17 protein-coding genes and 1 pseudogene are annotated in these 19372 nt (G+C 62.4%); 6 read left to right on the top strand and 12 right to left on the bottom strand.

Going from position 1 to position 19372, the window contains the following annotated elements; translation table 11 throughout:
* Positions 1 to 172 precede the first annotated feature (172 nt).
* Positions 173 to 1243, bottom strand: a complete 1071-nt coding sequence (locus HX899_RS07310) for a LacI family DNA-binding transcriptional regulator (protein WP_171600451.1) — start codon at positions 1241 to 1243, stop codon at positions 173 to 175.
* A gap of 182 nt (positions 1244 to 1425) precedes the next feature.
* Here HX899_RS07310 and HX899_RS07305 point away from each other — a divergent pair, with 182 nt between their 5' ends.
* From HX899_RS07305 to HX899_RS07290, 4 genes are all read left to right on the top strand, one after another.
* A complete protein-coding gene (locus tag HX899_RS07305; RefSeq protein ID WP_138388796.1) occupies positions 1426 to 2253 on the top strand; it encodes an ABC transporter substrate-binding protein in 828 nt (275 codons plus the stop codon).
* Between the two features lie 90 nt (positions 2254 to 2343).
* Positions 2344 to 3882, top strand: coding sequence for an amino acid ABC transporter permease/ATP-binding protein (locus HX899_RS35440; RefSeq protein WP_180195540.1), 1539 nt, complete (start codon positions 2344 to 2346; stop codon positions 3880 to 3882).
* Between the two features lie 96 nt (positions 3883 to 3978).
* Entirely contained in the window at positions 3979 to 5115 is a 1137-nt protein-coding gene (locus HX899_RS07295) for an FAD-binding oxidoreductase (RefSeq protein ID WP_181292012.1), read from the top strand.
* A gap of 74 nt (positions 5116 to 5189) precedes the next feature.
* The gene (locus HX899_RS07290; RefSeq protein WP_138388799.1) at positions 5190 to 5696 is read left to right on the top strand and encodes a hypothetical protein; all 507 of its coding nucleotides are present in this window, start codon (positions 5190 to 5192) and stop codon (positions 5694 to 5696) included.
* 18 nt (positions 5697 to 5714) lie between these two features.
* Here HX899_RS07290 and HX899_RS07285 read toward each other — a convergent pair whose 3' ends face one another.
* Positions 5715 to 6443, bottom strand: coding sequence for an endonuclease/exonuclease/phosphatase family protein (locus HX899_RS07285; RefSeq protein WP_181292011.1), 729 nt, complete (start codon positions 6441 to 6443; stop codon positions 5715 to 5717).
* Between the two features lie 140 nt (positions 6444 to 6583).
* Here HX899_RS07285 and HX899_RS07280 point away from each other — a divergent pair, with 140 nt between their 5' ends.
* On the top strand, positions 6584 to 7546 hold the full coding sequence (locus tag HX899_RS07280; protein ID WP_181292010.1) for a lysylphosphatidylglycerol synthase domain-containing protein: 963 nt from the start codon (positions 6584 to 6586) through the stop codon (positions 7544 to 7546).
* Here the strand turns inward: HX899_RS07280 and HX899_RS07275 are convergent.
* A complete protein-coding gene (locus tag HX899_RS07275; RefSeq protein ID WP_181292009.1) occupies positions 7493 to 9019 on the bottom strand; it encodes a phospholipase D-like domain-containing protein in 1527 nt (508 codons plus the stop codon). The two genes, HX899_RS07280 and HX899_RS07275, sit on opposite strands and share 54 nt — an antisense overlap.
* Before the next feature lie 117 nt (positions 9020 to 9136).
* Here HX899_RS07275 and HX899_RS07270 point away from each other — a divergent pair.
* A pseudogene (locus HX899_RS07270) lies at positions 9137 to 10381 on the top strand (DUF763 domain-containing protein).
* A gap of 22 nt (positions 10382 to 10403) precedes the next feature.
* Here HX899_RS07270 and HX899_RS07265 read toward each other — a convergent pair.
* The 9 genes from HX899_RS07265 to HX899_RS07225 form a co-directional block, all read right to left on the bottom strand.
* On the bottom strand, positions 10404 to 10850 hold the full coding sequence (locus HX899_RS07265; protein ID WP_181292008.1) for a pyridoxamine 5'-phosphate oxidase family protein: 447 nt from the start codon (positions 10848 to 10850) through the stop codon (positions 10404 to 10406).
* An 81-nt stretch (positions 10851 to 10931) separates the two neighbouring features.
* Positions 10932 to 12026 carry an HAD family phosphatase gene (locus tag HX899_RS07260; RefSeq protein WP_181292007.1) on the bottom strand — a complete coding sequence of 365 codons (1095 nt, stop codon included), beginning with the start codon at positions 12024 to 12026 and terminating at the stop codon, positions 10932 to 10934.
* Complete coding sequence (locus HX899_RS07255) at positions 12023 to 12997, bottom strand: formylglycine-generating enzyme family protein (RefSeq protein ID WP_181292006.1); 975 nt, start codon at positions 12995 to 12997, stop codon at positions 12023 to 12025. The genes HX899_RS07260 and HX899_RS07255 overlap by 4 nt, the downstream gene beginning before the upstream one ends.
* A gap of 90 nt (positions 12998 to 13087) precedes the next feature.
* Positions 13088 to 14380: a BatD family protein gene (locus HX899_RS07250; RefSeq protein WP_181292005.1), complete on the bottom strand. Its 1293-nt coding sequence runs from the start codon at positions 14378 to 14380 to the stop codon at positions 13088 to 13090.
* On the bottom strand, positions 14377 to 15930 hold the full coding sequence (locus tag HX899_RS07245; RefSeq protein WP_181292004.1) for a VWA domain-containing protein: 1554 nt from the start codon (positions 15928 to 15930) through the stop codon (positions 14377 to 14379). The genes HX899_RS07250 and HX899_RS07245 overlap by 4 nt, the downstream gene beginning before the upstream one ends.
* A complete protein-coding gene (locus HX899_RS07240; RefSeq protein WP_181292003.1) occupies positions 15927 to 16916 on the bottom strand; it encodes a VWA domain-containing protein in 990 nt (329 codons plus the stop codon). Before HX899_RS07240 ends, HX899_RS07245 begins: the two co-directional genes overlap by 4 nt.
* On the bottom strand, positions 16903 to 17424 hold the full coding sequence (locus HX899_RS07235; protein ID WP_181292002.1) for a DUF4381 domain-containing protein: 522 nt from the start codon (positions 17422 to 17424) through the stop codon (positions 16903 to 16905). Before HX899_RS07235 ends, HX899_RS07240 begins: the two co-directional genes overlap by 14 nt.
* A complete protein-coding gene (locus HX899_RS07230; RefSeq protein ID WP_181292001.1) occupies positions 17424 to 18362 on the bottom strand; it encodes a DUF58 domain-containing protein in 939 nt (312 codons plus the stop codon). The genes HX899_RS07235 and HX899_RS07230 overlap by 1 nt, the downstream gene beginning before the upstream one ends.
* Positions 18359 to 19336 (bottom strand): MoxR family ATPase, encoded by a 978-nt coding sequence (locus HX899_RS07225; protein WP_181292000.1) that lies wholly within the window; start codon positions 19334 to 19336, stop codon positions 18359 to 18361. The genes HX899_RS07230 and HX899_RS07225 overlap by 4 nt, the downstream gene beginning before the upstream one ends.
* Positions 19337 to 19372 lie beyond the last annotated feature (36 nt).

Here is a 19372-nt window from a genome sequence, read left to right as displayed (position 1 = left end):
TCTTTCTGAAAATCCCACAGCGAGTATTTTTGGGTATTAAATAACGTTGGTCAGGCAAAGACAACAGCAACCCCATGTAATATCAAATCGGCGACGATGGACATCAGTTGCGATCGCAATGCGGTACTACTCGCTGCTTCAAGCGATGCGGGTATGGCCAACTCAATAGGTTTTACTGGCCGATCGCCGCGACGGAGCCGCGCAGGATGAGGCTGGTGCTGACGCGCAGGCGTTCGACGGCAAGAGGGGTGCGTTCGATACGGGCGATGAGCCGCTCGCCGGCGAGCTTGCCCATCTCGTAGACGCGCTGGTCGACGATGGTGATCGGCGGAACAGTGACGCTGGTCCAATCGGCGTCGAGAAACGAAATCATCGACACGTCCTTGGGGATCGACAGGCCGAGCGATTGCAGCGACTTGAAGATGCGCAAGCCGACGAGGCTGTCCGATGCCAGCAGCGCCGTCGGCGCAGCGCTGTCGGCGAGCAGGCGTTTGATCACGCCGTCCGTCTGATGCTGATCCGTGGCGCCGAGCCTGACATAATGAAGAGGGTTCGGCAAACCCGCCTCGGTCAGGACGCTGACAAAACCCTCCACGCGTTCACGCACGGCGGAATTCGAGATCCGCCCGATATCGGTGAGCCCGCCGCCCTCGGCATCCATGGCAGAGACGTAGGCGAGGCGGCGATGTCCTTGCCCGATCAGATGCCGGGTCGCCGCGATGGCCGCATCCCGGTCGTCGCCGGTCACGGCGTCGACATCGAGTTCGGGGATCGCCCGGTCGAACAGGACGAGCGGCACGCCGGCACGGCGGACGTGGTGGAGATGATCGATACTGTCGCAGCGGGCCGGCGTGACGATCAGGCCATCGACGCGTTTGCCGATCAGGAGGTCGACGGCCGATTTTTCCGCATCGAGCTCTTCGCCCGAATTGGCGATGATGACGTTGAAGCCCGCAAGACGGGCCGCATCGCTAATGCCGCGCACTGCCAGGCTGAAGAAAGCGTTCTCGATGTCGCCGACCACGACCCCGATGATGCCGGATCTTCCGGTGCTCATGCTGCGGGCGAGTTCGTTCGGGCGATATTCGAGGGCGGCGGCCGCCGCCATGACCTGATCTGTGATCTTGGCGCTGACCACGCCGTAGCCGCCGAGAACGCGGGCGGCCGTGGCCTTCGAGACCTTTGCGGCCTTCGCGACGTCGGCGACCGTGACTGAACGTTTCGGATGAGCGGAATCTTCCATGGGCCGAGGACTACAAGAGTTGTTGACGACCGGTCAATTGACGGATATCAAATATGTTGTGAGACCGGTCTCTTTATATCAGAGACCGGTATCTTGTCCATAAATCTCTACCGCAACTGCGCGGCAGGGCAGGGCGACCGACAATGCCGACAAGAGCATTCCTTTCAGAGTGGAGAACGACGATGAAGCCTTTTCTATTTTTTCCGACCATCACGGCCCCGTTGCGGGCCGGCCTTGTCACATGCCTTCTTGCGATGGGCGCAAGTTCTGCGGCCGCCGTCGACAATCCCTATAACCTGATCGAGCCCGGGACTATCAGCGTCGGCACGATGGGCGATTCCAAGCCCTATACGTTTGCCACGGCGGACGGCCAGTTCACCGGTTTCGATATCGAGCTGTTTCTCAACGTCGTCTCCCGCCTCGGCTTTCAAAAAGACAAGGTGACGTTCACGGGTCAGGAATTTTCAGCACTCCTGCCGTCGGTCGCAAACGAAAGGTTCGACGTTGCCGTTGCGGCGATCGGAACCACCGAAGCCCGCAAGAAGACCATCGACTTTTCCGACGGCTATCTTGCCGGTTATCTCTCCGTCCTGACCCCGGATGCCGGTATAAAGGATGCCGATGGCCTCAAGGGCAAGCGTCTCGGCGTCGTGCAGGGGACCTTGCAGGAGGTCTATGCAGCCAAGAATTTCGGGGGAACCGATCTGGTGAAATTTCCCGACAACAATTCCGCGGTGGCCGCCCTCAACAACGGAACGGTCGATGCGCATTTTCTCGACTACGAGGCCGCCAAGCAATATGGCGAGCGCTATCCCGCGCTGAAGGTTGCCGTGAATATCCCGTCCTTCGATGCGCCTGCTGGCTTCGTGGTCCGAAAAGGAAATGACGCCTTTCGCACGGCGCTCAACGGCGCGCTTCACGATGCGATGCAGGACGGCACCTGGAAGACCCTTTACGAAAAGTGGTTCCCCGGCTCGCCGATGCCGGAACAGTATCTTCCCAAGAAGTGACGCCGCAAGCCGCCCGCTCATCGCGGGCGGCTTACCAAGGCTCTGCCGGACGGCGGCGTCCGCGCCGGGCAAGAATTCATGGGGATCTGAATGAACTGGCTTGAAAATCTGCGCCGCAGCTTCCTGGACTGGGACGCCATGGCGGAAGTTCTGCCGAGCATGATCAGCGTCGGCTTGAAGAATACCCTGATCCTCGCCGCTGCCTCGACCGTGCTCGGCGTCATCATCGGCATGGCGCTTGCCGTGATGGGCATCTCGCAGTCCCGCTGGCTGCGGCTGCCGGCACGCATCTACACCGATGTTTTCCGCGGGCTACCGGCGATCGTCACGATCCTGATCATTGGCCAGGGTTTTGCCCGGATCGGGCGTGAGATCTTCGGTCCGTCGCCATTTCCGCTCGGCATCCTGGCGCTCAGCCTGATCGCCGGAGCCTATATCGGTGAAATCTTCCGGTCGGGCATCCAAAGCGTCGAACGCGGCCAGATGGAAGCCTGCCGGGCGCTCAGCATGAGCCACGGGCAGGGCATGCGTCTGATCGTCATTCCACAAGGCATCAGGCGCGTTCTACCGGCGCTGGTCAACCAATTCATCGGAAACGTCAAGGATTCCAGCCTTGTCTACTTCCTTGGATTGCTCGCCTCCGAGCGGGAGATCTTCCGTGTCGGCCAGGATCAGGCCGTCGTCACCGGCAATCTTTCGCCGCTGCTGCTGGCAGGCGTTTTCTATCTCGTCATCACCGTGCCGCTGACCCACTTCGTCAATTATATCGATGCGAGACTGCGGCTCGGAAAACAAGGCCGCGGCTCGGGTGCCGCGAGCGGATTGGTCGAGGTGAGCGAACTGCGGGCCGCTGCCGGCAAGCATCCCACGGTCAAGGCGGCCGAGGAGAGTACGCCGCGCTTCAAAGGCGGCGCCCTGAACATCCGGGACCTCACCATGGCCTATGGCGATCTCGACGTGCTGAAGGGTGTCGATCTCGACATCGCGGCCGGTACCGTCACCTGCATTATCGGTCCTTCCGGCTCGGGCAAATCGACGCTGCTGCGCTGCATGAACAGGCTTGTCGAACCGAAAGGCGGCGACATCCTGCTCGATGGCGAGAGCATCCTGGCGATGAAGCCGGAGAGGCTGCGCCGGCGTGTGGGCATGGTGTTCCAACACTTCAACCTGTTTCCCGACCACACGGCACTCGAGAACGTCATGCTTTCGCTGACGAAGATCAAGAAAATGCCGAGGCAGGAGGCGCGGCGCATTGCCGAGGCACGTCTGGCCGATGTCGGTTTGGCAGAGCGCAGGGATCATCGGCCGGCAGGTCTGTCGGGCGGGCAGCAGCAGCGCGTCGCCATCGCACGGGCGCTGGCCATGGATCCGGAGGTCATGCTGTTCGACGAAGTGACGAGTGCGCTCGATCCCGAACTGGTGAAGGGCGTGCTCGACCTGATGGCCGCTCTCGGGCGCCAGGGCATGACGATGGCCGTGGTGACGCATGAGATGGGATTTGCGCGCAGGGTGGCCGATCAGGTCGTCTTCATGGATGAGGGCCGCATCGTTGAGGCCGGCTGCCCGCAGCAGATCTTCGACAATCCCCGAAGCGAGCGGCTGAAGCGCTTCCTTGCGGAAGTTCTCTGAAGCGCCTGAGGCAACGCATGGTGCCCCGGTCGTCCTCACGCCGGGCGTGCCGGATTTCATTCGATCTAGCAAGAGTAGAAAAACAAGGTTATCGACATGAATGCTTCCATCAAACCGTCGAAGGTCGTCGTCATCGGAGGCGGGATCTTTGGCGTCTCGACCGCTGTCCATCTGGCACGGCTCGGGGTCCGCACCGTGCTCATCAATGACGGCCCGCTCGCCAACGGCGCCTCCGGCCGTTCGCTCGCCTGGCTCAACTCGGCGCGTAAACGCACCGACGCCTATCATCGGCTGCGGTTGGCCGGCATAGATCGCTACCGCACGCTGGCCGTCCGGTATCCCGATGCGCCGTGGCTGCGATTCGACGGCGGCGTTACCTGGGATGCGGACGACGCCGCCAACGAGATCGCCGAAATCTTCGACTATGAGCGCGATCTCGGCTATCACGCGCAATGGTTCGCCCCGGAGAGAATTGCCGCGGCGACGCCGGGTGTCGACGCAAGCGCGGTGACTCGGCAAGGCGCGATCTTCAACCCCGGGGAGGGCTGGGTCGATCTTCCGTCCTTGATCGGTAGGCTCGCGGAGGAATTCCGCACGCTGTGCGGCGAGATCGTCACGGACGCGGGTCGCGCGACGGTCGATGTCGAAGGCGGGCGTGCCCGTGGCGTGATCACGGCGGACGGCATGCGCCGGGATGCGGATGCCGTGCTGCTTGCTGCCGGCGGCGACGTTCCCGCAATCGTGGCCGAGGTCGGCCAGCATATCGAGGACGCAACACCTGTCGCGCTTCTCGTGCGGACCAAGCCGATCCGCCATCCGCTGAAGGCCGTACTCAACACCCCTCGCATCGCCATCCGCCCCACGCCCAACGGCGGCTTCGCGCTCGATTCTGCCTGGTCCGAGGAAGAGGTCAGCGTAAGGCCCGACGGCAGCTATGATGTCAGGCAATCGACGTTGGAGGGGCTGCTGCGTGAGGCCTCCAGGGTTCTCGAGGGCAATCCGGCGCTGGAGATCGAAGATTATGGCGTCGGCCCGAAGCCCATCCCAGGCGACGGCGAGCCCGTCTTCGGCGAACTGCCGTCGATCTCGGGTTATTTCGTCGCTTTCAGCCATAGCGGCGCCACTCTCGGCCTGATTGCCGGCGAACTGCTGGCGGACGAGATCGCCACCGGACACCGCCATCCGCTGCTGGCGGACTTTCGGCCGGAGCGTTTCAGCGCGTCGCGAAGATGAAGGCAGGAGCGGAGGCCGATGCATCCTTCTGAGCCGTCGAGCGTTCTATCGCCAGGAACAACTGGAGACGCATCATGTTCAAGGACGAACTCGGGGACACCGGCACAAACAAGGATATGCGCGACGGTGTGGAAACCGCGCAGGCCTCCTTCGAAGAGGCGAGCATCAACCCTGATCTTATCAGACGTGAGGGTTTCGCCAGCGAGGCCGAATATCGGGCATATATTGCGACGCTCGGTGGTCATGCTTTCGTTGGAGACACCGTCGAGGAGCCTCTCCCGATCTACGAAGGTCATGTCCTGGAAGGCCGTCTGCAAGAACTGCGAGAAGAGCTCGAAAACCTCCGCGCTCGCCTTCATGTGATCCAACATCAGGCCGCGACCGTCGTGACGGAGAACGTCCGATGGGCCGATGCCAGCGCCCATGCGCAGCTCGGCAATCAGCCTTGGCTCAAGCTGGCAGGTGCAATGGCGGCGACCTTCGTCGTCACGAGGGGCATCATGCGTTTGCCGCTGGGAGCCGTGGCGACGACGGCGCTACCGTTGGTGGCGGCGGCGATGAACCGGAAGCTTGCCCGGTGAAAGCCGTCAGACGACGGATCAGGCGAAGCCGATTTCCGCGAGCAGAGGCAGGTGGTCCGAGGCAATCCTTGTCAGGCGGTTTTCGAGGACCGCCGCCTGTTTGACGATGAGATCGTCAGTGACGAAGATGTGGTCGAGGCGCATCAGCGGGTAGCGCGAGGGAAAGGTCGCTCTCGGCGCGGCGCTGCCTGCGAGCTGGGCGTCTTTCAACGACCGCGCGGCAAGTCGGTAAGTCGCCGATGACGGAATGGCGTTGAAATCGCCGCAGAGGATGGTCGGAAGAGGTTCATCCGCCGTGCCGCGCAGCCAGCCGGGGTTCAGCAATGTCGTCATCTGCCGGATGCGCTCGCGGCCGCGAAGGCCGAGATGGGTGTTGACGACCAGCAGTTTTCTGTCGCCGACCACTATTTCGACGGAAATGGCGCCGCGCTGTTCGCCGATGGATGGCAATGGTCCGACCTTGACCGCGCCTGTCGGCAGCGAAGTGATGATCGCATCGCCATACTGCTCCTCGGCAATCGACAGCGCCGGATGGAAATGAGCCTGCATCTTCAAAAGCGAGGCGATAGCATGGGCCTGGTCGACGCCGCCGGTCCTGCGCCGGAGGACATCGACCTCCTGAAGAGCGACGATATCAGCCTCAGCCTCGGCGATGACAGAAGCGATGCGGCCGGGATCGAGCTTCCGGTCGCCGCCGATACAACTGTGCACATTATAGGTCAGGATTTTGATTGATTGATCCGGCATAGGCCCTGCTGGCTCGTTCCCCCCGGGGAGAACATAGAAGTTCCCCCGGAGAACATAGAACTTGGTCTCCAGGGAACACAAAACTCGTTTGATCGTTCCCGATTATCGAACCATCGCGCTCGCACTCCTGAGGACAATCGATGAGCTTCAAAAGCATGATATGGAATGGACTGCTCGTTGCTGCCCTTTGTCTTGCGGTCTTTCTCCTCTATCGAATCTTCCAACAATATAGCCTCGATCAGATCGTCCAATCGGTTCGCAGCATACCTCTTTCGACCTTTTGCACTGCACTTCTCTTTGCTGCGGCGTCCTATCTGTGCCTAAGCTGCTTCGATCTCCTGGCAATCCGTTCGCTCGGCAAATCCTTGCCCTATTCCAGGATTGCGCTGGTGTCCTTCATCAGTCTTTCGCTCGGCCACAATATCGGCTTTGCGGGCCTCAGCAGCGGCGCCTTTCGCTATCGTTTCTATTCGCGCTGGGGGCTGACGGCGGAGGACGTGGCGAAGATCATCCTGTTTTGTGGTGTCACGGTGGGGCTCGGGCTGATCACACTTGGCGGCATCGCCATGATCGTCAATCCCGGCGATGCCGGGCGCCTGCTGCGCATCGATCCTGCCAGCGTCCGCATCTTCGGTTTGCTGGCGCTGGTCGTGCCGGCGGTCTATGTGGGCCTGGCGTTTTTCATCCGCGGCACGTTGCGGCTGTGGCGCTGGTCGTTTCAGTTGCCGCCATTTTCGATCGCGGTCGCACAGGTTGCGGTCGGGACGATCAATTTCATGCTCGTCTCCGCCTGCCTGCACCAGATGCTCTCGGCCTTCGGCGACGTTGCCTTCTTCAGGTCGGTGACGGCTTACGTGCTTGCCAATTCGGCGATCCTCGCAACGCATGTTCCGGGAGGTCTCGGCGTGCTCGAGGCGACGGTCTCCTATGTCGTGCCGAAGGAGGCGTCGATCGGCGCGTTGATTGCGTTTCGCTGCGCCTATTTCTTCATTCCGCTGGCGCTCGGCACGACGCTTCTCGTCATCAGCGAGGTCGTTTTCCGACGGACCTCACGCGGGGCGGATGAGGAGGCGGACGAGCGCGCCGAAGCCCAGTCGGTCTAGGGGCGCGAAGGGTCGAACCGGGTCGAAGATCGCCGTGCCAAAAATCGGTGAAATGCTGCCCGACAGCTCGACGGTGAATTCCCGTAAACCCCGAGGCCCGTCATTGAGCGCGTCGACCGCCCCGATCAACGAGCCGCTTTGCATAAAGGCTGCGGCAAAGCTTTCCGGTGTGGTTCCGAGATATTCCGAAAGCAGGCGATTGCGCAGGTCCGCGATCGCGCGGCGATGCTCGTTGTTGCCGGCCTCGAACAGCATGTCGCATTCGCCATCCATCCCTTCCGAGCGATTGTTGAGGTTGGAGGAGCCGATGCGGACCAGCTCGTCATCGGCGATGATCAGTTTGGAATGGACGAGCACCTCCACGTCGCCGCTCTCTTGCGGCGTGACTGGCCCGGGCACGATTGGCCCGGGCACGACGGCATAGTAGACGCGCAGGCGATCGGCGCGATCGGCTCGTTTGAGGCGGCGGATGACCCGGTCGCGATTGCCGCCCATGACAAGCTTTTCGATCAGCCCGTGAGAGCTGCGCGTGCAGATGATGACGACTTCAGGCCCGTTCTCCTCCTGCAGCCGCGCGGCAATGGCGTCGGCGACGCGGAAGGAGGCGAGATATTGCGCCTCGATGTAAAGCTGCCGCCGCGCCCGGGCGATGACATCCAATGTCATGGCGATGCCGTCGCTGATGCCGGAGCGAAAAGCGGTCGACGGCTCCGTCAGCGCGAAGCTGACCGCGATCTCCCTCATCGAAACGGCGAGATCGTCCGGCCAGGAAAAAGGGACATCTTCGGCCAACGGCAGGTGGCTTTCACTGGTGGCGTTTTCCCAGCGCCGCCTGGCGATATCGCCGATCAACCTGGCAGCGTCTCCCGTGACCATTGCCTGAACGTCGTGCAGCGGATCATAGGAAACGCCCTTGGGGTCACGTCGCAATTTATCCTTGGCACGGTGGAGCCAGGTGTCCCACCGGCGCGACGTCAGGTCTATGCCGCCGATGAAGGCAACGGCATCGTCGATAGAGACGAGTTTCTGATGGTGGCAGCCGCGCAATGTCGGCTGAAGCTCGAAGCGCAGATCGATCTGCGCATTTCTGGGAAAGTTCTTCTTCCGCAGCGGCTGCAGGGACTTGCCGGAATAAACGGGACCGAGTGCCCAGATGAGGATGCGTATTTCGAGTTTCGGATTTGCCGCTGCCAGAGCATGCAACAGGTCGGCCAGCGTTTCGTCGGACTTATCGGGTTCCAACCGGATGTCCGGATTGAAATCCCACCCGACGATCCAGATGGTGCGCCGCGCCTGCCGCAATGCGCGCGCCAGCTCGGCGAAATAACTGTTGCCGTTGATCAGGAAGGCCGCCTTGGCAGCGCTCCCTTCCAGACACAAGGCGTTGCCCTCCTGTTTTTGGCGGGCGCCCGGCCGTTGTGATTTTGTCTGGGGCAAGCTCGGGTTATTGAAGATGGTTTCGAATGTCGTCATGATTGCCTCGGCCTCTAACTGGGAGAGCAAACGCTTGGAATATTTTTGGGTTCCATGCGGCGCCAGATGAGGCGGTCGGGTTGGTAGGGCCGGCGATACGAAGTGCAAGGATGCGAAATGTCACAACGAGCAGGCAGCGCCGATCTTCCCCTTCACGGGGGACGCGTACCGCATTGGCTGGGCGACCGGATGACGCGGTTGGGGACGCTGATCACTGAGGCGATCGTCCATCACTATGGCCGCGACGAATTCCTGCGGAGGCTCGCGCATCCCTTCTGGTTCCAGTCCTTCGGCGCGGTCATGGGCATGGACTGGCATTCTTCCGGTATCACCACCAGCGTTCTCGGCGCGCTGAAGCGCGGGCTTAAGCCGCGCGCCGGAGAGCTCGGGCTGCATGTCTGCGGCGGCCGCGGCGCGCATTCGCGCAAGACCCCACAGGAGCTCGTCTCGATCGGCGAGCGTGTCGGTCTCGACGGGGAGGGGCTCGCGACCACGAGCCGTCTTATTGCCAAGGTCGACAGCGCCGCCCTTCAGGATGGGTTCGATCTTTATCTGCACGGGTTCATCGTCGCCGATGACGGCCATTGGGTGGTCGTGCAGCAGGGCATGAACGGCGACAGGCGGCAGGCCCGGCGCTATCACTGGCTGTCCGAAGGGCTGGAGAGCTTCGTCGACTCGCCGCATGCGGCAATCGAGGGAAGGAGCCAGGGCGAGATCATCAATCTTGCCGACCGGCGCGCCGAACGCTCGCGGCGCGGTTAGCTCGATCTGCTGGCGACCCTCGGGCCCGACCGGATCATCCGCGAAGCCGCCGCCTTGCAGCGTGCCGAAGCGCCGGCGCCTGAACTGGCCGAACAGCCGATGCTGCCGCACCTGATCATGCCTGCTCATCACGATGTCCGCGAGAGCGACGTCAACATGCGGCGCTTGCATGGAAATCTCGCTGCCGCTGCCGACCGCGGGCCGGCGGATTTCGAAGAGCTGCTGCTCGTCCCAGGCGTTGGCGCCCGCACGGTTAAGGCGCTGGCTATGGTGGCGGAAGTCGTCCATGGCGCGCCCTGCCGCTTTTCCGATCCGGCGCGCTTCTCGATCGCCCATGGCGGCAAGGACCGTCATCCTTTTCCGGTTCCGCTCAAGGTCTATGACGAGACGATCGCCGTGATGAAATCGGCGGTGCAGAAGGGCAGGCTCGGGCGTGAAGAGGAGTTGCAGGCGTTACGGCGGCTGGACGACCAATCCAGGCAGTTGGAACACTACGTGACCGGTCCCGACCTCAAGGAAATCATCGCCGGTGAATTTCGCCAATCCGCCGATTTCGGCGGCCGGAGCGTCTTCGGCTGGGAGGAGCCGTCCGCAGAGTAGGGCACCCTTTTATGCCACTAGCTTAACTCGTTGTGCCAGGCAGGGCGACCTCGCCGTTTTCCTCACCATCCCAATACCGGATGGAGGACGCTGAAACCTTGATAAGAACGATCCCTGGGGTGTCCACTCCTTCAGGAAACCACCGCTCGAGATCGGGGATCCAATGTTCTTCGAGTGCCGCCTTGTCCCGTACCAGCGATGCGACGCCCTCGACAACGATGAAAATCCCGGGCTTGCCGAGGAGGCTGGGAGGCGCCGTGAAGGTCAGGGAGACGGTGTCGATGCCTTCGATCTCCGTGATTTTCCTGCTGTCCTCATAGGAAAAGAACCAGGAATCCCCGTCATATTCGACGTCGCCGTTGTTGCTCATCGGTCGGGCCGAGATGCGGCCCGACCCGGCATTTGTCGACAGCATGCAGAAATCGATCTTCTTCAGTTGCGAGGATAGGTCTTCGAGGGTCATGGACATTGCAATCTCCCAGGTTTGTACGCTCGGGAGTAGCGTGCAAGCGTCCAGATTGTTCCAAGATGAACAGCCCGGCATTCCGCTTTATGGTGCGACGACCACTTTCCAATCCTGTTTCATGCTGACGACGTGAAATCCATATTTGCTCGCTGCATTGAGTGAGTAGCCGCCAGGCTCAGCGTAGGCGAATTCCCGGTCCGCATCGTCGTGGTTTATAAGAAGCTGGAAGCTCGGACCTTTCCGGTCTTTCGACCAGCGCATCATCGCAATGTCGCCACCGCCACCTTCATTGCCTGCGACGAAGACGGGACGCATTCCGAGAGCAAGGTTGATTGTCGGCGGCTTGCCTTCGCGGTCATTGACGTGATCGACGCTGCCATCGAAGACGAGCACGGTCTTGCCGCCACGCTCGTCAAGCCTAGTGCCGGCGGTACTGCCCATGACACGCTGCGGCGGAATGCCGAGCATGGCTTCGGAAACCGCCCGGGTGAACAGGATCGGACTTCCGCTGCAGATCCAGTTCTGGAACCCGTTGGCTTCAAGATAAGCGAGCAGTTCACGCATCGGCTGATAGACAGCACGCGTGTAGGGAACGCCAAATCTCTTTTCCGGCGTCTTCTCCATCAGCGGCAATACCTCCGCAGAGAACTCTTCCGTGGTCTTTCCGTCCGTTGCCGCCGCGATGAGCTCGTTGAGGCCCTGTTCGCCGGCAGCAGCGAGTGCCGCCTCGTCCCCGCGTAAGAATGCCTGGATGCCAGGCTTTTCGGCGAGCATCGGTTTTGCGGTGATCGCGGCCTTGATATCGATGATGATCGGGATGAGTGCCGCAGGAACAGGTTTTTCGGGAATGAGTGTTCCATCCATGTCGAATACCGCCACGCGCTCTTCCTCAGGCACGAACTCGGGACCGGCGGGTGTCGTGACACGGGCGACAAAATCAATGATGGCCGCCTTGGTGGGGGTATCATTCCAGGAAGCCAGCGGATCGGACTGAGCGAACCCTTGCTGCACGGCAAAGACGCAAAAATAAGCGGCAAAGAGACTGGCCAGAACTGAACGGCGCGTCAGTGGCATTGCTCCGAAGATGGCGATAGGGTTTGCGGGAGCGACGTGGTCTTCGCCGCCGACAAGCGGCAACGATACGAGCATGGTATCGGAGGCCTGCAAACGCCTTCTCATTTCGCTTCTCCTTCGATGCGCCTGACGCAGCGGAATCCGACATGGCTGGTGGAAGTATCCTCGGGTTCGGCGTGGCGAGCGGCAGGACGGTAGCGTCTGCAGTAGTTTGGGGCGCAGAGATGGGAGCCGCCCTTCAGCACCCGCCGCGCTATCCGGATTTCCGGCTGGCGCGGATCGTAGCTTGCCTCGGCGTCACTGCCGCGCGGGTTGCTCGGAATACAGCACGAGTGTTTCGCCGGTTCGGGATGCCGGGTCGACCAGTAGTCGCTCGTCCATTCCCAGACGTTGCCGATCATATCGTAAAGGCCGAAGCCAGTCGGCGGGAACGATCGCACAGCCGAGGTGCGTTCTTGGCCTTTCGGCTTCGTCGCGTGGGTAGGGAACGTTCCGCTCCAGGTGTTTGCCATCGGGACGCCGCCCGGCGCGAACTCGTCGCCCCATGCATATTCAGCGTCATCAAGCCCGCCGCGGGCGGCAAGCTCCCATTCGGCCTCCGTCGGCAAATCGAGGCTGGCCCAGTCCGCATAGGCAGCGGCGTCCGCGTAGGCGACGTGCACAACCGGATGATCGAGCTTGCCGCGCAGATCGCTGAGGCCGCCGAGGGGGCGGCGCCAGTTCGCACCGAACTTGAATGTCCACCACTGGGAGATGTCGGCGCCGTTCACGGCTTTCGGCTGCGTGAACACCAGCGACCCCGCCCTCAGCATCTCAGGCTTCGCACCGGGATAGTGCTTCGGATCGGGAGCTTTCTCCGCGACGGTGACATATCCGGTCGCCTCGACGAATTGCTTGAATTGCCTGTTGGTAACCGGCGTCTGCGACATCCAGAAGCCGTCTACCTTGACCGGGTGGGCCGGGGCCTCCTCCGGATAGTGATGGTCGGATCCCATCGTGAACGTCCTGCCGGGAATCCACACCATGCCCTCGGACTCGCGCCGGGCTTCTGTCGCGCTGTCGAATGCCAATGCCATCGCGGCCTCCAGAACCGATGTCCCCGACCTTAGCTCCCGCGCGCTGTCAGGAAAGAATGTTACTGTTAACTCGACGTAACAACACGTTCGTCATGCCACCGGATTGAGGTCGGGCAGAGCGGATTTTCGTGCTCGTCCCTTGTTCGTCGCTGCCAAGGTGATGGCGTCGGCGAACTTGCCGCGATCCAATTGCATGTCGCGCGACCGGAAAAGGCGCCGCTCGAGAATGGTGACCTGTGCCGAAAGCCGGGGATTGCCCTGCGCTTCAGCCCAGTCGGAAACCGACCGGAATCCGAGACTTCCGCTCCAATCCTGAAGCGCCCGATAGATTGCCGGATCGGGCCCGACCCTGATGATGGTTCGAAGGCGGCGAAGTCTTCTCCGTGGAGAGTTTCGGCGGCTCATTCGACGCCGCTCCGCCCATGCGCGGATTGCCGAGCCCTTTTGCCACGCGACAATTGCCGCGAAGCAGGCGAGCACGGCCGCGCATGATAACAGCACTACCTGCCAAGCATTCTTTCCTTGATCTTCGCCAGGGGGATCGAATTTCGGATCGATGCGCTCGGTTGAGGCCGCCTTCGCCACGACGATATCGACGGCCGGAAGGGTCGCCGTCGCTCCGGCATGGGCATCGAGGTCGAACCATTGGTAGGAAACGGCCGGCGCCTGGAAGCTGCCTTCGGCCGAAGCCGTGTAGACCACCGTTTCGGTCCGGGTACTTCCGGTCTCGACGCTCCGGCCGATCCCGCGCTGTTCGACGCCGTCCGTCAGTGACGGCGGCTTCAGATATTGCGCGACCCCGGCTGCCCGTCCCAGATCGACCGGCGGGATCAGCATGGCCTGCGTGTCCTCGGCAAAGGCGACGATCGTCCGCACGACAGCGTCGCCGGCCTTCAAGGTTGACGGGCTTCTGTCGAAGGACTGGGTTACCGTCAGGTCGCGGGCGGCGAAGGGCCTGGCGGTCTGGTCGGGAGCGGCCACGACCTCGAAGGCGGGAAGGGCTACATGCAGCTGCGCCTTGATCGCGCTTCCGTTCGCCGAATAGCCAAGATCGACCGCGATTTCGGGCAGCACGAAGGATCCGGTCTTTTCCGGGACGATCACGTAGCTCCTGCGTATTCCCGAATATTGGACGTCCGCGATCGTCTGGACGAGGTTCTGGGCACGATCGTCGGGAAGCGTGACAAGGGCATCCGGGACCTCGAACAGCGGATATTGCGGCGGCGACGTGAAGAATTCCGGCGCGAAAATGTCGACGACGACGTGGACCTGCTGGCCGGGGACAATCCCATCTGCGCCTTCGATGGCGGCGCGTCCGAAGGGCTCGGCGGCGATGGCCTGTCCGCATATGAACGCCCAAAGAAGAGTGGCTGGAAGTCTCACGGAGACTGCCTCCTCGCTTCGAGGGAAAACTTACGGGCCATCAGGTCCGCCGGGCTGACATTGATGTTCTTCATCCACATCTCCGAAGTCTGCTCGGCGATATCAATCTGACCTTCCTTGCCCTCCTTTCCCTTCTCGTCGAACTGGAAGCTGTCGGGATCCTCGCTCGGCTGTTCGGGCTGTTCTTCCTGCTTTTCCTTCTGTTGCTTCAGGAGTTGCCGTGCGACGGCGAGGTTCGCCTCGGCCTCCGGCCATTCGCTTCGTTTATCGAGAGCCTTCTGATAGGCCGCGACAGCCTGCTCGAACTTCGATAGCTGGAGAAGAGCATTTCCCTGGTCGTACCAGCTCTCTGCCGTATCGATGGAGGCAAAGGCATCGACCGCCTGCTGGAATTTGCCGGCTCGATAGAGAGCGACGCCCTTCCACATCGGATCGACGAAGTGGTCTGCGGCCTCGTCGTAGTTGCCCCGTTCGAAGGCAATGCGGCCCTGCTGATCGGAAGTCAGCCACATATCGATCAGTCCCTCCGCATGGGCGTTGCCCGGCGACAGCATCCGCAGAGCGAGCAGCAGCGTGGCGATCCGTACCACCCAGCCCTTGCGGAACGACAGGGCCATCGCGACCGCGACCGGCACGACCAGCCACCAGCCGAGATCGCGCCAGCGGTCACCCTCCGTCTCCTGCTTCTGCGCGAAGTTGCTGCGGATACGCTGCATGATCCAGCGAACATCAGCGTCGTCGTCCGTGATTGTCGCGACATCTGCCCCGGTTTCATTGCCGATCGCCTCGAGCCCGGCGACGTCGAGCTTGGGAAAGAGGCGTGTGCCGGATGCATCCGAGAGAAATCCGCCATCCGGCGTCTTGACCGGCCCGCCCGCCGAAGTGCCGACCCCGAGAATGACGACGCCGTCGCCGCTCGACTTGAGTGTCTGCACGGCAGCGGCTGCCACTCCGTCGGTCAGCAGAAGGATCGTTCCGACGACACCTTCTTTGTCCAGGAGGCTTTGCCCGAGCCGCAGCGCGGCTGCCGTCTCCTTGCCCGGCATCGGCATGATGCGCGTCGCCAATGCCTCGGAGTAGCTTTCAAGCAGCGCCGCATCCTCGGTCGGCGGCAGGACCAGATGGGCGGTGCCGGCATAGGCGACGATCGCCGTGCGCGCGCCCTGTCTGGCCTCGATCACGTCCTTGATCTTGAGTTTCGCCCGCTCCAGCCTAGACGGGGTCACGTCGATGGCGTCCATTGTCTGCGACAGGTCGACGGCGATGACGAGAGGCGCCGTGTCCTCGACGAAGGGCGGCGGCTCGCGCTGCCATGTCGGCCCTGCCGCTCCAGCGATCCCGGCGGCGAGGACGGCGGCCAGCAACCAGGACGGTCGCATGCGTGAGCGCCCTGAAGTGTCGACGACGAGGCGGTCGAGCAGATGCGGCGCGATCATGCCCTTCCATTGTGCACGGATGTCGCCTGAGCGTGAAACCAGCCAGAGGATTGCGGCTGGTAGCACGAGAAGGAGCAGGAGCCAGGGACGCAGGAAATGAAAATCCGCGATCATGCCGCCGCCCTCCGCCTGAATGCGGCCGCCGTTCCTGAGGCGAGATAATAGGCCGCCAGCAATGCGACGGCGGCCAGCAGCGGCCAGTGGAACAGCTCGACCCGCGGCCGCCAGGACAGGTTCTTCTGATCCTCCGGCGTGATCTGGTCGAGCACCTCGTAGATCGCTGCCAGCTGCGACTGATCGCCCCCGAAGAAGTAGCGACCGCCGGTGCTCGCCGCGATCTTCTGCAGCGTCGCCGTGTCCAGCTTGTCCTCGCCCGTTGCAGCTGGGTCGCCGATGCCGACGGTGTGGACGATCACGCCCTTCGATTTCGCGATCTCGGCCGCCTTCAGGGGCGGCATCCTGCTGGCCGTGTCGTTGCCATCGGTCAGAACGATGAGCACCTTCTCAGGCAGCGTCATCTTCTCGAACATCTTGATCGCAAGGCCAAGAGCGTCTCCCAACGACGTCCGCGGTCCGGCCATCCCGGGAACGGTGTCGGCGATCATCGTCCGGACGAGTTGGTGATCCATCGTGAAGGGTGAGAGCGGATAGGGCGCGTCTCCGAAGACGACGAGGCCAATCCGATCGCCAGGTCTTTTCTCGACGAAGTCGGCGACCACCTGCCTGACGGCCTCGACGCGGGCGAGGGGCGCGCCATCGGCGCCAGGGAAGTCTCGTGCATCCATCGACTGCGACAGGTCGAGGGCGAGAAGGATATCGCGCTGCGGCTCGATCTTCTCGATCGGCGGCTCCACGAACTGCGGGCGTGCGAGGGCGAGCACCACCAGGCCCCAGGCCAGGGTCTCGCAGAAGAGCTGTGGCCATGTCCTGCGTGTCACCACCGATCCCTCCGTCGGACGAACGCCAGCCGCTTCGGCGACCTGCGAGAAGAAGGGCAGTCTGACAGAGGCGGACGTCTCCCGATGAGCCGGCAGCAGCCACCAGACCAGCACCGGCAACGGCAGCACAAGCAGAAGCCAGGGCAGATCAAGCTGATACATGATGTTGCTCGATCCATTTGCGGGCGGCGATGACGAGATCGCCGCAGACATTCGACGGCAGATCCGCGATGATCTCTGCGCCATGATATTCGAAGTCGTCCAGGAGGCGTCCGAGCGTGTCTCCGGCCCCATCGTCGTCATGCGCGTCGAGAAATCGAACCCAGCCGTTACCGGAAAGGGAGGCGACTTCACCGCGCGGCCAGGCTGCCAGCGCTGTGCGCTTCAGAACTTCTGCGAGATCCTTTATGGCGTCGGGGCGCGTGGCGGGGTGTCGAAGTCTGTCAGAGATCCCTGCCAGCAAGGTCAAGGCCTCGCGCCTGTAGGCGTTGGCGCGGTAACGCCTGATCCGCCGGAAGATCGCCAGGAGAACGGCGAATGCAAGCAGGGCTGCCAGCAGAGCCCAGCCCCAGGTCTGCGGCCACCATGAGACCGGCGCCGGAACCATGATGTCGTGCAGCGAACGCAGCGCCATGTCCGTCATCGGATCAAGCTTTGCTGCCGGCTCCATCAACGCCTCCGTTGCCGCCACGCAGACTGCTCCAGCAGACGTCTGAGCTGCGGAGCGGTTTCCTCGGCGGCCGATATGGGCAGCATTGGAAGCCCGAGCTGACGCTGCCACGCTCTCAACTCCCGGCCGCGGTTGCGTGCGAACGCGTCGATCGACGATCGGACGCTTGCTGTTCGCAGAACCAGCTCGGCCTGAGGGCCGCCGCCGCTGACGACGATGTCGCCCGATGTCGGCAGGTCCAATAGAAAGGGGTCGTAGACGAGCAGGCAGATCACGTCGTTGTGGATGGAGAGCCTCAGCAGGATGTCTCGTGTCGTCGCGGTATGGCCGTCGAAGTCGGAGACGACGACCACGAGATGGTCGTGGTGGGCGATATTTGCGACCGCCGACAAAACCTTGTCCAACGCTTGCGGGTCAGGTTCGCCCTTGCTGTCTGCGCGCAGGCTCGCGTTCTGCCGTGCGATTTTCTCCGCAAAGGTAATCACCGCATTGCGGCTGCGATGCGGTTTGACCTCGCTCGTTGCGCTTTCGCCGAAGACGAAGCCGCCGACCCGGTCGCCGGAACCCAGTATGCGCCAGGCGCAGAGCATCGCGGCTTCCGCTGCGGTTACCGATTTCATCGATCGCCTGCTGCCGAAGAACATATTGATCCGCTGGTCGACGATGATCAGCGCGGGCCGCTCCTTTTCCTCGGAGTAGACGCGGACCACCGGTCTGCTGGTTCGCGCCGTGACGCGCCAGTCGATGGAGCGGATGTCGTCACCGGGCAGATAGTCGCGAAGTTCTTCGAAGATCAGTCCCCGGCCGCGCATCGCCGATTGCATGCGGCCTGCAAGCTGCTGGTGGCTGCGCGCCTTCTGGACGAAGCTCAGATCTCGGGCTCTCGCTTCGAGCGCGACCAGTTCGTCCGTCGAAACATAGACGCCCGCATGGCTCATGAGACCGCCACCAGTTCGACGATGCGGTCGATCACCTTGTCCGGCGTGGTGTTCGACGCATGCGCCTCGTAGGACAGGATCAGCCTGTGGCGAAAAACATCGTGGACGATCGCCTTGACGTCATCAGGGGTGACATAATCGCGTCCCTTCAGCCAGGCATAGGATCGCGAAACCTTGTCGAGGCCGATCACACCGCGGGGGCTGGCGCCCACCTGCAGCAGCGTCGCGAGATCCTTGTCGTAGCGGTCGGGATAACGCGTGGCGAAGACGAGCGCCACCATGTACTTCTCGACGGGTTCGGAAACGGTCACAGCGCCGATCTCCTTGCGGGCGTCGAATACGGCCCGTGGGTTCAGCCTTTCCGGCGACAGCGACTTCGCGCCGCCATGCGCCTCGTTTTCTTCATTGCGGTTGAGCCGCATGATGGCTGCCTCCGACGCCTCGTCGGGATAGCCGACTTCGACATGCATGAGGAAGCGGTCGAGCTGGGCTTCGGGCAGGGGGTAGGTGCCCTCCTGCTCGATGGGATTTTGGGTCGCCATCACCATGAAGAGCGGCGGCAGGGGATAGCTCTTGCCGCCAACGGTGACCTGGCGTTCCTCCATGGCTTCGAGCAGCGCGGACTGCACCTTGGCCGGCGCGCGGTTGATCTCGTCCGCCAGAATGAGATTGGCGAAAATCGGCCCCTGCTGGAACCTGAATTCGCCCTTGCCGCCCTCGCTGAAGTAGATCTCGGAGCCGGTAATGTCGGCCGGCAGCAGGTCGGGCGTGAACTGAACGCGTGAAAGCTCTGAATCAAGGTTCTTTGCCAGGCTCTTGATTGCTCTGGTTTTTGCGAGACCGGGAAGTCCCTCGACCAGCAGATGGCCATTGGCAAGCAGCCCGAGGAGGAGCCGCTCGACCATGGTCTCCTGACCGATGATCGACCGGCCGATACGCGTGCCGAGATCGAGGATGTCGTCGCGAGCCGTCATGGGAGCCTCGGTGAGAAGGAGAGGGGCGCGCAGGCC

This window comes from Rhizobium sp. WYCCWR 11146, assembly GCF_013591995.1.
Classification (GTDB): Bacteria; Pseudomonadota; Alphaproteobacteria; order Rhizobiales; family Rhizobiaceae; genus Rhizobium; species Rhizobium indicum.
The sequence above is the reverse complement of the archived record's forward strand: the minus strand, read 5'-3'. Positions and strand labels throughout refer to the sequence as shown.

Excerpts from the sequence above, each read along its gene's own strand:
- HX899_RS07235 (WP_181292002.1), bottom strand. The coding sequence starts at position 17,424 with ATGGAGCCGGCAGCAAAGCTTGATCCGATGACGGACATGGCGCTGCGT.
- HX899_RS07305 (WP_138388796.1), top strand. The coding sequence starts at position 1,426 with ATGAAGCCTTTTCTATTTTTTCCGACCATCACGGCCCCGTTGCGGGCC.
- HX899_RS07240 (WP_181292003.1), bottom strand. The coding sequence starts at position 16,916 with ATGTATCAGCTTGATCTGCCCTGGCTTCTGCTTGTGCTGCCGTTGCCG.
- HX899_RS07285 (WP_181292011.1), bottom strand. The coding sequence starts at position 6,443 with ATGCCGGATCAATCAATCAAAATCCTGACCTATAATGTGCACAGTTGT.
- HX899_RS07310 (WP_171600451.1), bottom strand. The coding sequence starts at position 1,243 with ATGGAAGATTCCGCTCATCCGAAACGTTCAGTCACGGTCGCCGACGTC.
- HX899_RS07280 (WP_181292010.1), top strand. The coding sequence starts at position 6,584 with ATGAGCTTCAAAAGCATGATATGGAATGGACTGCTCGTTGCTGCCCTT.
- HX899_RS07230 (WP_181292001.1), bottom strand. The coding sequence starts at position 18,362 with ATGAGCCATGCGGGCGTCTATGTTTCGACGGACGAACTGGTCGCGCTC.
- HX899_RS07265 (WP_181292008.1), bottom strand. The coding sequence starts at position 10,850 with ATGTCCATGACCCTCGAAGACCTATCCTCGCAACTGAAGAAGATCGAT.
- HX899_RS07260 (WP_181292007.1), bottom strand. The coding sequence starts at position 12,026 with ATGAGAAGGCGTTTGCAGGCCTCCGATACCATGCTCGTATCGTTGCCG.
- HX899_RS07245 (WP_181292004.1), bottom strand. The coding sequence starts at position 15,930 with ATGATCGCGGATTTTCATTTCCTGCGTCCCTGGCTCCTGCTCCTTCTC.
- HX899_RS07290 (WP_138388799.1), top strand. The coding sequence starts at position 5,190 with ATGTTCAAGGACGAACTCGGGGACACCGGCACAAACAAGGATATGCGC.
- HX899_RS35440 (WP_180195540.1), top strand. The coding sequence starts at position 2,344 with ATGAACTGGCTTGAAAATCTGCGCCGCAGCTTCCTGGACTGGGACGCC.
- HX899_RS07255 (WP_181292006.1), bottom strand. The coding sequence starts at position 12,997 with ATGGCATTGGCATTCGACAGCGCGACAGAAGCCCGGCGCGAGTCCGAG.
- HX899_RS07295 (WP_181292012.1), top strand. The coding sequence starts at position 3,979 with ATGAATGCTTCCATCAAACCGTCGAAGGTCGTCGTCATCGGAGGCGGG.
- HX899_RS07275 (WP_181292009.1), bottom strand. The coding sequence starts at position 9,019 with ATGACGACATTCGAAACCATCTTCAATAACCCGAGCTTGCCCCAGACA.
- HX899_RS07225 (WP_181292000.1), bottom strand. The coding sequence starts at position 19,336 with ATGACGGCTCGCGACGACATCCTCGATCTCGGCACGCGTATCGGCCGG.